Origin of the sequence: Amycolatopsis oliviviridis (assembly GCF_014654365.1) — a bacterium.
Taxonomy (GTDB): domain Bacteria; phylum Actinomycetota; class Actinomycetes; order Mycobacteriales; family Pseudonocardiaceae; genus Amycolatopsis; species Amycolatopsis oliviviridis.
In genome coordinates this window covers 488,111-499,951 of sequence record NZ_BNAY01000004.1, presented here as the reverse complement: position 1 = coordinate 499,951, position 11,841 = coordinate 488,111, and the positions used below count along the sequence as shown (strand labels likewise).

Here is an 11,841-nt window from a genome sequence, read left to right as displayed (position 1 = left end):
GGGGTGGTTGTGGACGAGAACGGCCTGCACGAGCAGCTTCGCCGGCTTCAAACCGACAAGGTCGGCAGCCAACACGCACTGCACAAGCCCTTGTTGTTGCTCTGGCTCTTTGGTCGATACCTCGATGAACGCTCAGCGGCAACGACGTTCGAAGCGGCAGAAGATCCTCTTGAACAGCTGATCGACCGGTTCAGCCCACGCAGGGTTCCGGCAGCACAAGCCTTCTGGCAGCTTGAACGGACGCTGTGGACTCCTACGCAAGAAGACGGCACGCCGATTGACGACAACATCCCACGCTCAGCAAAGTGGCTACGGGACAACGGTGCACGAGGCGGCCTTCGCCCCGAAGTAGTGGACGTTCTCGATGAACCTCGTGGCGTCTTCTTGGCGGCAGATGTGCTCTATGAGTACTTCGACTCGAGTGTCGTCAGTGCGCTTCGGAGCGAGGTCAGGCTCGTCCCGCCGGTGTTCCTCCGCTCGACCGCGCTGAAGCGTGAAGCACCATCAACGACCACAACAAAGCTGCCCCAGCCATCGCGGACCAAGCGACGCGAAGTTCCTATCGAGTTTGAACGGGCCGTCCGCAGCGCAGTCTTCAAGTGGCTCGAAGACCTGACAGCCCAGAACGGTGGCCCGATCCCGTTCGCGCAGATGGCGAACTTCATCTTCGACGGTACGCGCATCCCAGTCCTCAACCCCCAGTCCGGCATCCACAAGCCTGCGAAACTCGATAGCGCCCTATCCATCAAGACGGTCTACCGGCGGCCGACCGAGGAACGTCCCTACGAGGATGAACTAGACGAGAGCGGCCGCATTCTTCGCTACAAGTATCGAGGCAAGGACCCACTTCACTCCGATAATGTCGCTCTTCGCAACGCGATGGAGCGGAAGCTTCCTCTGTTCTGGCTTAAGGGAGTCGACCCCAACGCGAACTACGAAGCGCACTTCCCTCTGTGGTTGACCGCGGAGCGGCCGGAGCAACACCTCTTCGAGGTCTCGTTCCAAGGCCCCCCAAAGAGCTAGTAGCCCACACTCTGCTTGCTTCACCGCAAATGCGTTGCGCAACAGCGATCGTTGAGTCATAGTTGGCCTACCCAACCAGCCCGAGGAGCAGCCATGACGAACATGCACGAGCGAAAGGCGCAGCGTCGGCATTCGGCCGCCGCGTCCATCGCCGTATGTCCGTCGCCTTGCTCTTGGCGACGTTCGTGGCAGTCTGACCAGCGAGTTCTGGTCGACGAGGGCTCCCCATCATGACGCGATAGCACGCGTGATGCCAGGGAGCCGCCCATCGGGAAACCGATCCGGGCGGCTTCTCTTTTGGTATGCCCGAAAGCAATTCTTTATCGGCGAGCTTGGGAAGCGGAACAGTCTCCAAAACCGTGTCCAGGGGGTTCGACTCCTCCCGCCGGTGCTCGACGCTGCCCATTTCAGCGCGAACCTTGATAACAGAAGACTTTTCTCAAAGCTCGCTCCCGTCGCCGAAGAGGCGGCCAGGGCGAGCGCCGGTGGAGGCGTGCACTCGTCTCCACCTCGCCTTTGTAGCTCAGGTGGACAGAGCGCCGCATTACGGATGCGGAGGTCCCAGGTTCGAGTCCTGGCAGGGGCACTGGTCGGCGTGTCCGAGGGGGATGCGCCGGTCGATGGAGGATTGGCCGAGCCCGGTAAGGCAACCGTCCCGAAAACGGTGGTCGGCGCGAGAGCGCCGCGCAGGTTCGAATCCTGCATCCTCCGCAAGCCCTCGTGGTCCAACGGATACGACGCCGGCGTCCGAAGCCGGGAACGCAGGTTCGACTCCTGCCGGGGGCACGCTGATCGAAGCCGAAGAGCTCGGCCCACTTCACGACGGTCGTGCGGCGGCCTGCAAAGCCGTTGGACTCCGGGTTCGACTCCCGGGTGGGTCTCCAGAATCCACACTGGACAGACAAAAAGGCCCTCCCGCGAACGGGAGGGCCTTAGTGCTGTCTCAACCAGACGTGCGCCCGAAGGGATTCGAACCCCTGACCTTCTGATCCGTAGTCAGATGCTCTATCCAGCTGAGCTACGGGCGCTTGTTCAGTTGTTAATCTAGCACCTGCCGGAACAGGCACCAGCGGAGGCTCCGGGATTTGAACCCGGGAGGGGGGGTTACCCCCAACCGCATTAGCAGTGCGGCGCCATAGACCAGACTAGGCGAAGCCTCCCAGGCCCAACGACCACTGCTCAAATAGGTTACACACCCCGTGAACCCCCGCGAAAGGGACCCCCCTTAGATCCGCTGCAGCGCTCTGAGCAGGCCGGATGGGCGTCCGCCGAGTCCTTCGGCTTCGAAGACGGCGATGCCGACGCGGGGGAGGTCGCGGGCCGCGGGGTAGGCCAGGTAGCGCGGGACCCACCGCGGCTGGAACTTGGCGTTGAAGCGGTAGAGGGTCTCGATCTGGATCCAACGTGAGAAGAATCGCAGCGTCCGGGCGGACAGGCGGGCGACGGGGCCGGCGCCGATGCGCTGGCCTTGCTCCAGGACCGCGCGGAAGGCGGCGAAGTTCAGGGAGACGTGCCGTGCGGGGGTCGTCAGGAGGAGTTCGGAGATCATCAGCTCGTTGATGCCGTTGTCGGCGGTCCGGTCGCGGCGCATGACGTCCATGGACAGGTCCTTCTCGCCCCAGGGGACGAACTGGAGGACGCCGCGCACCCGGCCGTCGTGTTCGGCGGTGACGAGGACCGAGCCCGGATCGCCCATGCGGCCGAGGGCCATCGAGAAGCCGCGTTCAGTGTCGGTGCCGCGCCATGTGGCGGCGAGGGCGCGGAGTTCGTCCAGCTCGGCCGGGACGAGATCTTCGGCCTTCCGGACGCGCACGGTGTAGCCGGCGCGCTTCGTGCGTGAGACGGCTTGGCGGACTCCGCGCATGACGCGGCCTTCGAGGGTGAAGGTCTCGGTGTCGACGACGGCCTCGTCGCCGATTTCGAGCACCTCCAGCCCGAAGCGCGCCCAGACGGTCGCGCCCAGTTCCGAGCAGCCCATGGTGGCCGGGGTCCAGGCGTACCGGCGGCAGACCTCCAGGTACTCCTCGATCGCGCCGGGCCACGCTTCCGGGTCGCCGAGCGGGTCCGCCGAGCACAGCGCGACACCGGCGATCACGCGATACGTCACCGCTGCCTTCCCCGACTTCGAGAAGACCACGAACTTGTCCCGGCGCAGGGCGAAGTACCCCAGCGAGTCCCGTTCGTCCAGCAGCGCTCTGAGCCGGTCGACCTCGTCGTCGGTCAGTCTCGGCGCGGGCTCTGCCGAGCGGAGCAGGAAGTACGCCGCCAGCAGGACCGCGGCGATGCCGAACAGCACCCCAACGGCCGCCGACAGGTCCTCCAGCCACAGCGCGCGGAACACGGCGGGACCGCTGACGCCGACCAGCGCCAGCACCGACTGAGCCAGCCGGTCGCCGGTGTCGAGGGGTTCCACCGCTCGCGCGATCGACAGCAGCACGAAGTTGATCGCGACCCCGGCCAGCGTCAGCTGCAGGAAAACCCGGACCGCGCGCCATCGGCCGGTCACCGGATCGGGGAGCGCGACGAAGTACCGCCGCGTCGCGATCAGGGCGATCAGCAGGGCGAGCGAAACGAGGCCGGGGCCGAGGACGTGCCGCAGCCCGAGGTGCGACACGGTCAGGAGCGCCGCGGCGGCGACCGTCAGTTGCCAGGCCCGGCGCTTGCGCCGTTTGAGGCCGGTGGCGAGCAGCACCAGCAGCACACCGGTCACCAGCGCGACGGTGGCCGCGCCGACCGTGGCCTCGTGCGGCAGCTCCAGCCATTCGGCGACGCGCCCGCGCAGGGTGCGCCGCCCGGCCGGGACCAGCACCGAGACCAGGGCCAGCAGTCCGGCCAGCCGCGTCACCCAGGTGATCGCCACGACCGAGGTGGCACCGGCCACCCGCCAAACGCCCGCCAAGTTTTCCGCCCCCGTCAGGTCGTGTCCTGTGAGTCTGTTCGATGGGCTTCGTGATCCAGGTGGTCCCTGGCGGTGCGGGCGGTCCAGCCTCGTACCGGGTTGTACTCGGCTGGACCGCCCGTGCCGTCAGGGGCCGCCTGGGCGCGGAGACCGCGAACGTGACTCGCAGGACGCGGCCTAGCTCCTTGCCAGCTCTACGAACGGTACAAGGGCGTCGGGGTTCAGCAGCGCATCCCGGCTGACGGCGCGGTCAGGTGAAACCCCCGAAAGGATCTTCTTGACCGGTACCTCGCATTTCTTCCCGTTGAGCGTCCGGGGTACCTCGCTCACCTGGACGAACCGGTCGGGCACGTGGCGCGGCGAGAGGGCGCCTCGCAGCTCCTTGCGCAGGGCGGGTTCGACCTCGTCGAGCGACGCGCCGTCGGTCAGCACGAGGAAGCACAGCAGCTGCCCGTCCTCGTTCCCCGCCGCCGACGTGTCGATCACCAGTGAGTCCGCGACCTGGTCGAAAGCTTCGACGACCCGGTAGAACTCGGCCGTGCCCATCCGGACGCCGCCACGGTTGAGCGTCGAATCGCTGCGCCCGTAGATGACCGCGGAGCCGCGGCCGGTGACCCGGATCCAGTCGCCGTGCCGCCAGATCCCGGGGTACATCTCGAAGTACGCCTCGCGCAGTCGCGAACCGTCCGGGTCGTTCCAGAAGAACACCGGCATCGACGGCATCGGCTCGGTGATCACCAGTTCGCCGACCGTTTCCACCACCGGCTTCCCGTTCTCGTCGAACGCGGCGACGGCGGCGCCGAGCGCGCGCACCGAGAGCTCGCCCAGCCAGACCGGGACGTCGGGGGCCGCCGCGACGAACGCCGCGCACAGGTCCGTGCCGCCGGACACCGAGCAGATCTGGACGCGTTTGCCGACCTCGTCGACGATCCACCGGAAACCTTCGACGCTCAGCGGCGCGCCGGTGGATCCCAAGGCGCGCAACGCGGTGAGGTCGAACCGTTCCGCCGGTTTGATCCCGGCCTTCAGGCAGCTCTGGATGTACGGCGCCGACGTGCCGAAGTAGGTGACGCGGTGCTGTTCGGCCAAGTGCCACAACACGTTGAGGTCCGGACTGCCGGGACTGCCGTCGAACAGCACGATCGTGGTCCCGGTCAGCAGGCCGGAGATGAGGAAGTTCCACATCATCCAGCCGGTGGTGGTGAACCAGAAGAACCGGTCACCGGGGCCGAGATCGCTTTGCAGCGCAAGGGCTTTGAGGTGTTCGAGGGTGATGCCGCCGTGGCCGTGGACGATGCCCTTCGGCAGGCCGGTGGTCCCCGAGGAGTACAGGACCCACAGCGGGTGGCCGAATTCGACGGGCTCGAAGGCCAGTTCCGCGCCCTCGTTGTCGGCGAGCAGTTTGTCCCAGTCGAGCGTGCCGTCGAGGCGGCCGCCGGCGTAGTCGATGAGCACGGTCGCTTCGAGCGTGGAGATCTCGTCCCGCAACGAGTTCACCGTCGACCGGCTGTCGAACCACCGTCCATTGTAGACGTAGCCGTTGACCGCGATCAGCACCTTCGGCTCGATCTGCGCGAAGCGGTCGGTGATCGCGCGGACGCCGAAGTCCGGCGAGCACGACGACCAGATCGCGCCGAGGCTCGCGGTGGCGAGGAAGGCGATCAGCGTCTGCGGGCAGTTCGGCGCGAGCGCGACGACTCTGTCCCCTTTGGACACTCCCAGCTTCCGCAGTCCTTCCCGCGCGGAGGCGACGGCGGAACGCAGGGCGCCGTAGGTCAGCTGGGACGAGAGACCGTCTTCGCGATGGAAGATCACGGCGACCTCGTCGTCGGCCTTCGCGGCGCCCGCGACGCCGGGCATGAGCGAGTGCTCGGCGTAGTTCAGCGTGCCGCCCTCGAACCAACGCGCGTTCGGCATCTCGCCGGTGAGCACCTCACCGGGCTGGTCGTGCCAGCGCAGGCCGAGGAATTCGCCGACGGCGGACCAGAACTCCGGCCCGCGCCGCACGGAGAACTCCCACAACGCGTTGTAGTCGTCGACTTCCACGCCGCGTTCGGTGCGCAGCCACTGGCGGAACGCGTCGATCTTGGTGTCGGGCAGGCGGCTCGGCTCGGGGCGCCAGAGCACTTCTGGGGCGTCGGCGGTGTGCGTCACCCCGCGATGTTAACCCTCGTTAACCGAACTGGCGAGCCCCCGTGAACAGCTCGTACGCCATCGTCTTGAGCCGCCCGGCGTCGAGCGGGGTGACCGTGAGCCAGCCCCGGTCACGACGGAGCCCGTAGCGGCCGTCGGGGGTGTCCACCCAGCTCAACGTACCCTCTCCGCGCACCCAGCGACCCTCCCAGGACTTCCTGGTCGCGCCAAGCCGTCCGCTGCCGATCCGCTGTGTCGCGATCCGCACCATCACGATGATCTCGGGTTCCCGCAGCCCGGCGTCGCGCAGGACGTCGGAGAACGCCGGCTGCCCGCCGCGCTCCCCCGCCTCGCAGGCGGCCGTGTAGTCGTCGACGCGCAGGTTCACCGACAGGCCGCGCCCCTGCTCGCACGGCGGCAACGCCTGGAGCAGGGTCGCGGCGACGAGCGGTTCCCGCAGGGCCGACATCTCGACCTCGGTGCCGGAGACGCCGATCGCGACGGCGCCGCGATCGGACACGCAACCGACGGCCCGGTACGCCGGATCGCCGTCGAGCCGCAGGTCCAGCGTCAGTTCGCTGTTCGCGAGGGTGTGCAGCAGCCCCACCAGCCCGGGTGCGGGCGCCTCCACCGTGCCAAGGCCGCGTTCCGACAGCGTTCGACTGGCCGTGGCCACCAGTTCCGCCCGGAACTCCGGCGTCCGCCCGACGTGCGGGACCTCCAGCACCGCGGGCAGTTCGTCGCGTCCGTGCGCCGACCACAGCAGGAACAGCTCGCCGACGTGCAACCGGATCCAGTCCATCAGCGACCGCTCCTCGGGTCCTCACCGATGACGGGCGGGGTCACTTGCCCGCTGAGACCCCAGACGTCGGAGTCCTCGACGAGGTAGTCCGGCGTCTTGTGCTGGTCCTCTTCGCCCTGCCGCCCCTGCGAAGGCGCCATGCCCATCGGCATCCCGCCGAAGCCGCCCATGCCGGCGGCCGCGGCCCGGGTCCCGGCGACCTGGCCGGGCTGCCCCGAAGGTCCGAAGCCCCCGACGCCGGATCGGCTGCCCTGCCCGAGCTGTTCCTGGGTTCCGCCGGGGGTGCCTGGCGGTGGCGGGACGTAGGCGCCGCTGCTCGCGCCGGGTGAGCGCGGTGCCTCGATCGGCTCCCGCACCTGGATCGGGGCGACGTCGTCGGTGGCGCTGCTGTGGGTCGAGTCGTCCGGCGGCGGGACCGGCGGTTCGGGCTTGGGTTCCGGCTTCGGTTCTTCGGGTGTCTTGAGGAGCTGCGGCCGCTTGCCGTACGAGGTGAAGCGGGGGACGTTCTCGTAGACCTCGCCGGAGTTCCGCTGCATCCGCGTCATCACGTCGGCGGCCTGGCGGTGCAGGTCCTGCGAGCTCTCGTCGGTGGGTTCGGCGACGATCCGCCCGGCCTCGGCGAAGCCGGATTTCGACGGCGGCGAGGCCGACATGGCCTGCGTCGAATCGGAAACCGGGATCGGTCGACGTCTCGGCGGCTCCGGCACCTTGGGCCGCGGGGCGGTCCCCGGCGGCTCGGGCATCGTGCGCCGCGCGGTGTCGGCGATGTCCGCCTGACGGCGCACGCAGTTCGCGACGTTCTCCGCGCGCCAGCTCGTTTCGCCCGCCCAGTCGACGAGCTTGATCGCGGCGTCACGGGCCCTGTCCGCGCCTTCGCCCGTCCAGCCGTCGGCGGTGGCGACGATGGCCGCCCGGAGTTCGGTGCCGGCCCGGTCGAGGAACGCGCTGATCTTCGCCCATTGCGCGGCGACGGCTTCCGCGCTCGTCAGGTCCAGCTCGTTGTGGACCATCTCGTAGAGCTCGCGATGTGAGTAACTCATCCAGTCGATGTCGGCGGCGAGGTGATCGGGACCGGGCTGGGGCTCGGGCTCCGGCGGCGGCCACGGTGTGGGCAGGATGCGCATCAGTGCTCGTCCTTCCGCTCGTGTTCGACGATGTCCTGCATGTCGAACCGGCGAGCGACCCGTTCGAGCTCCTCCTGGCCCTCCTCGTCCGCGGCGACGTACATCTTCCGCGCCGCCATCACGGTCAGCTGGAGGTCCTTGAGCACGACGGCGAAGTCTTTGAGGACGGGCACGGCGGCTTCGGTCCCCTCGGTCGCGGCGCCCTGGAACCGTTCGCTCATCGTGTGCCCGACGAAGTTGTCGCCCAGTTTCAAGGGCGCTTTGAACTCCGTCGAATCCTTGATCAGCGCGTTCAGCTCGTGACGCGCTTTGAGCAGCGCGTCGACGAGCTTCTTGGCGGCGTCCTCGGTGACCTTGACGGTCCCCTTCTTGGCATCGGTCTTGGTGTCCCGGATCTGGCCCGCCACGGGAGCCAGGGCCGGAGCCGAAGCTCCGAACGCGGCTTGTGGCGTCGCGGGTACCTTGGGTGACTGTGCCATTCGACCCTCCCCTGTCACATTCAAGGGAGATGTTAGCGCGGATGGAGTCAGCGCAGGTGGGCGTCGAACCAATTCAACGTGCGCTGCCAGGCCTCCGCGGCGGCGTCCGGGTCGGCGTCGAAACGGTGGTTGGCCCCCGGGTAGTGCACGACGTTCGTCGCGACCTTCGCCTTCGCCGCCGCGTCACGCAGCTGTTCGACCTCGGCGCCTCCGGCCTCGTCGCCCGCGTCGCCGTACATGCCGAGCCACGGGCTGGTGAGCCGTCCCGCGATCTCGACGAGGACCGGCAGCCCGGTCACGCCCTGCCCGCCGACGCTGACCGCCGCGCCCAGCCTGCGGTTCGACGCCACGACCAGCGCGGCCGTCCCGCCGAGGTCGAAACCGACGACACCGACGAGATCCGCCTGGACACCGCGTTCGGCGAGCCAGGACAGCGTCGCGTCGGTGGCTTCGAGCAGGTCCTGCTGTGTGAGGTTGTCCCGGTCGAGGTGCGGGGTGACGGTGAGCCAGCCTTCGCCGGCGAGCCCGGCCAGGAGCAGGCCCAGACCCTCTTCGACCTCTTCAGCTTCTTCGTGCAGCACCACGAGCCCGCCGCGGACGACGCCGTCCGGTTCGGCGAAGGTCAGGCTCAGCGTGTGGCCGTCGGCGTGCTGGTGTTCCACCGTGGTCGTCAGGGTCATTCCTCCATCAGACCACTCTTAGGTAAATATTCGGAGCCTGCACCCGCGCGGGAAGATACGGTGTCGGAGCCGTCCACTAGACGTAGGAGCGCCGAAGATGTCCCCAGTTTCGCCGCGTGCGGATCTCGAATCGTTGCCGAAGTACGTTCCTGGCCGAACAATCCAGGGTGCGATCAAGCTGGCGAGCAACGAGGTCCCCGGTGGACCGCTGCCGAGTGTGGCGCAGGCCATAGCCGAGACCGCGCAGGGCATCAACCGGTACCCGGACATCACGGCGTCCGCGCTCGTCGAGCGGCTGGCCCGTGAACTGGGCGAGCCGGTCGAGCGGATCGCCGTCGGCTGCGGTTCGGTTTCCCTTTGCCAGCAGATGATCCAGGCGCTGTGCGGTCCCGGTGACGAGGTCGTCTTCCCGTGGCGCTCGTTCGAGGCGTACCCGATCGTCACGCAGGTGGCGAACGCCGTCAGCGTGAAAGTGCCGCTGACGGACGGGCACGGGCTGGATCTGGACGCGATGCTCGCCGCGATCACGCCGAAGACGCGGCTGGTGTTCGTGTGCAACCCCAACAACCCGACCGGGACGGTCCTGCGGCGCGCGGAACTGGAGCGCTTCCTCGACGCCGTGCCGTCGGAAGTGCTCGTCGTGCTCGACGAGGCCTACAAGGAGTTCGTGACCGACGCCGAGGTGCCGGACGGCGTCGAACTGGCCCGTGGCAGGGACAACGTCGCGGTGCTGCGGACGTTCTCGAAGGCGTACGGCCTCGCCGGTCTTCGCGTGGGCTACGCGGTGGCGCCGGAAGCGATCGCCGTCGCGCTGAAGCAGGTCTACGTCGCGTTCTCGGTGAACATGATCGCCCAGGCCGCGGCCATCGCCTCCCTCGACGCGGCGGGCGAACTGCTGGAGCGCTGCAAGGAGATCGTCTCGGAGCGGACCCGCGTGCGGGATGCCCTGGTGGCCCAGGGTTACGAGGTCCCGGAGACGCAGGCGAACTTCGTCTGGCTGCCGCTGGGCGAGCGGACGACGGAGTTCGCGGAGCACGCGTTGGAGCGGAAGCTGATCGTGCGCCCGTTCGCCGGCGAAGGTGCGCGTGTGACCATCGGGACGCCCGAGGAGAACGACCTCTTCCTCGAAGCGGCCGAGGCCTTCCCGCGCTGACGGCTGTTCCGAACCCGGCCCGCGTTTCTCGGAGCGCGGGCCGGTTCCTATTTGAGGAGCAGTTGCACCATCGCGGCGAGGCCGACCACGACGATCACGCCGCGCAGCACCTTCGGCGAGAGCTTGCGGCCGATCTTCGCGCCGATCTGGCCGCCGATCGTCGACCCGACCGCGAGCAGCGCGACCACGGGCCAGCTGACCGGCGCGATGAAGGCGTAGATCGCGCCGGCGACGATGTTCACGACGGCGGACAGCGCGTTCTTGACGCCGTTGAGCCGTTGCAGCGACTCCGACATCAGCATCCCCATGACGGCCACCATCATCACGCCCTGCGCGGCCGTGAAGTATCCACCGTAGATACCGATCAGGAAGATCAGGAACAGCAGGAGCGGCCCGATCTTGTGGACCTTCCCGTTCTCCTCGCGGCGCTTCGCGACCCAGGCGGCCACTCGCGGCTGGACGATCACGAGCACCACCGCGAGCCCGACCAGCGCGGGCACGATCGTCTCGAAGGCGTCCTTCGGCAGCGAGAGCAGCAGGATCGTCCCGCAGATCGCGCCAAGGAACGACGCCACCGCGAGCTTCGCGACTTGGGGCCAGTAGCCCTTGAGCTCTTCGCGGTAGCCGATCGCGCCGCTGACCGTGCCGGGCGCGAGGCCGATCGCGTTGGACGTCGTCGCCGTCAGCGGCGGGTAGCCGAGCGCGACCAGGACCGGGAACGTCACCAGCGTGCCCGAACCGACGACCGTGTTGATGGTGCCCGCCCAGAGCCCCGCGATGAAGATCACTACCGCGTGCCACCAAGTCATAAAGCGCTCACGTGCGCACCCTAAGCACCGTTACCTCCTTTCGCGCTCTGGATGTGTCTAGTCGAACAATCAGCTGGTCCGTTATGTCTCGTTCAGTTCTTCTCCGGCAGATGGGCCGCCGTGATCTCCGCGGCCACCGTCCAGCCGAGCGTCAGGTACAGCGCCCGTCCCTGCTCCGTCGCGACCAGGACCGCTCGATCCGCCCCGGCCGCGACCGCCACCTCGTCGAGCCTGCGCATGACGAACCGGCCGAGCCCGCGACGCTGATGCTCGGGCTCCGTGACGACCTGGTCGATCACCGCCGTGCCGCCGGCGATCGCGACCCGGCCGGTGGCCGCGCGCGAACCGTCGGGCGCGCGCACCACGACGTCGGTGACCACGCCGTCGCCGACGAGTTCCGCCCGGTACGGCTCGGGCGCGGCCATCACGGGCCGCATCGCGAGCGGAGCGCTCATCAGGTACTCCGGCGGGCCGACCTCCCAGCTCGGCGGCACCGTCTTCTCCACCTCTTCACGCGAAGCGCTCACCTTCAGCCAAGTTCCGGGCTCCGTGAGCGAGCGGGCCCGGCTCTCGACCGAACCGGCGTCCGACAGCACGTATCTCACGCGATGCCCCGGGCGCCCGACGTCGAGCCGGTAGCCGTCCGGTTCCGCCACCGGGATCCCCACACCGCGGGACAGCGCCCAGCCGTGCACCCATGCCTTGATCAGCCCTGCCACCCCAGTCATCGTCAGATGAT

Annotated in this window: 10 protein-coding genes and 6 tRNA genes; 6 read left to right on the top strand and 10 right to left on the bottom strand. The window is 68.3% G+C overall.

Annotated features, from left to right (window positions below):
* Nucleotides 1-9 precede the first annotated feature (9 nt).
* The 5 genes from IE302_RS20205 to IE302_RS20185 all read left to right on the top strand — a co-directional run bounded on the left by IE302_RS20205 (nucleotide 10) and on the right by IE302_RS20185 (nucleotide 1,907).
* On the top strand, nucleotides 10-1,023 hold the full coding sequence (locus IE302_RS20205; protein ID WP_191256040.1) for a phosphorothioated DNA-binding restriction endonuclease family protein: 1,014 nt from the start codon (nucleotides 10-12) through the stop codon (nucleotides 1,021-1,023).
* 512 nt (nucleotides 1,024-1,535) lie between these two features.
* Nucleotides 1,536-1,609: transfer RNA gene (locus tag IE302_RS20200), tRNA-Arg, on the top strand.
* Nucleotides 1,610-1,645: 36 nt separating this feature from the next.
* Nucleotides 1,646-1,734 (top strand) — tRNA-Ser (locus IE302_RS20195).
* Between the two features lie 3 nt (nucleotides 1,735-1,737).
* Nucleotides 1,738-1,809: transfer RNA gene (locus IE302_RS20190), tRNA-Arg, on the top strand.
* Between the two features lie 23 nt (nucleotides 1,810-1,832).
* Nucleotides 1,833-1,907 (top strand) — tRNA-Cys (locus tag IE302_RS20185).
* A gap of 70 nt (nucleotides 1,908-1,977) precedes the next feature.
* On the opposite strand, the gene IE302_RS20180 is transcribed toward IE302_RS20185, so the two are convergent.
* From IE302_RS20180 to IE302_RS20145, 8 genes are all read right to left on the bottom strand, one after another.
* Nucleotides 1,978-2,051 (bottom strand) — tRNA-Arg (locus tag IE302_RS20180).
* Nucleotides 2,052-2,093: 42 nt separating this feature from the next.
* Nucleotides 2,094-2,183: transfer RNA gene (locus IE302_RS20175), tRNA-Ser, on the bottom strand.
* Nucleotides 2,184-2,248: 65 nt separating this feature from the next.
* Nucleotides 2,249-3,904, bottom strand: a complete 1,656-nt coding sequence (locus tag IE302_RS20170; protein WP_191256311.1) for a phosphatidylglycerol lysyltransferase domain-containing protein — start codon at nucleotides 3,902-3,904, stop codon at nucleotides 2,249-2,251.
* Nucleotides 3,905-4,099: 195 nt separating this feature from the next.
* Entirely contained in the window at nucleotides 4,100-6,076 is a 1,977-nt protein-coding gene (locus IE302_RS20165; RefSeq protein ID WP_191256039.1) for an acetoacetate--CoA ligase, read from the bottom strand.
* Between the two features lie 19 nt (nucleotides 6,077-6,095).
* Nucleotides 6,096-6,857, bottom strand: a complete 762-nt coding sequence (locus IE302_RS20160) for an ESX secretion-associated protein EspG (RefSeq protein ID WP_191256038.1) — start codon at nucleotides 6,855-6,857, stop codon at nucleotides 6,096-6,098.
* A complete protein-coding gene (locus IE302_RS20155; protein ID WP_191256037.1) occupies nucleotides 6,857-7,981 on the bottom strand; it encodes a PPE domain-containing protein in 1,125 nt (374 codons plus the stop codon). The genes IE302_RS20160 and IE302_RS20155 overlap by 1 nt, the downstream gene beginning before the upstream one ends.
* On the bottom strand, nucleotides 7,981-8,460 hold the full coding sequence (locus tag IE302_RS20150; RefSeq protein WP_229907860.1) for a hypothetical protein: 480 nt from the start codon (nucleotides 8,458-8,460) through the stop codon (nucleotides 7,981-7,983). The genes IE302_RS20155 and IE302_RS20150 overlap by 1 nt, the downstream gene beginning before the upstream one ends.
* Nucleotides 8,461-8,507: 47 nt before the next feature.
* Nucleotides 8,508-9,140 carry a dienelactone hydrolase family protein gene (locus IE302_RS20145; protein ID WP_191256036.1) on the bottom strand — a complete coding sequence of 211 codons (633 nt, stop codon included), beginning with the start codon at nucleotides 9,138-9,140 and terminating at the stop codon, nucleotides 8,508-8,510.
* Between the two features lie 97 nt (nucleotides 9,141-9,237).
* Between IE302_RS20145 and hisC the strand changes: the two genes are divergently transcribed.
* Nucleotides 9,238-10,293: a histidinol-phosphate transaminase gene (gene hisC, locus IE302_RS20140; RefSeq protein ID WP_191256035.1), complete on the top strand. Its 1,056-nt coding sequence runs from the start codon at nucleotides 9,238-9,240 to the stop codon at nucleotides 10,291-10,293.
* A gap of 47 nt (nucleotides 10,294-10,340) precedes the next feature.
* Here the strand turns inward: hisC and IE302_RS20135 are convergent, their stop codons facing one another.
* Together IE302_RS20135 and IE302_RS20130 are read right to left on the bottom strand one after the other, a co-directional pair.
* Nucleotides 10,341-11,102 (bottom strand): sulfite exporter TauE/SafE family protein, encoded by a 762-nt coding sequence (locus IE302_RS20135; RefSeq protein ID WP_191256034.1) that lies wholly within the window; start codon nucleotides 11,100-11,102, stop codon nucleotides 10,341-10,343.
* 92 nt (nucleotides 11,103-11,194) lie between these two features.
* Nucleotides 11,195-11,821, bottom strand: a complete 627-nt coding sequence (locus IE302_RS20130; RefSeq protein ID WP_191256309.1) for a GNAT family N-acetyltransferase — start codon at nucleotides 11,819-11,821, stop codon at nucleotides 11,195-11,197.
* Nucleotides 11,822-11,841 lie beyond the last annotated feature (20 nt).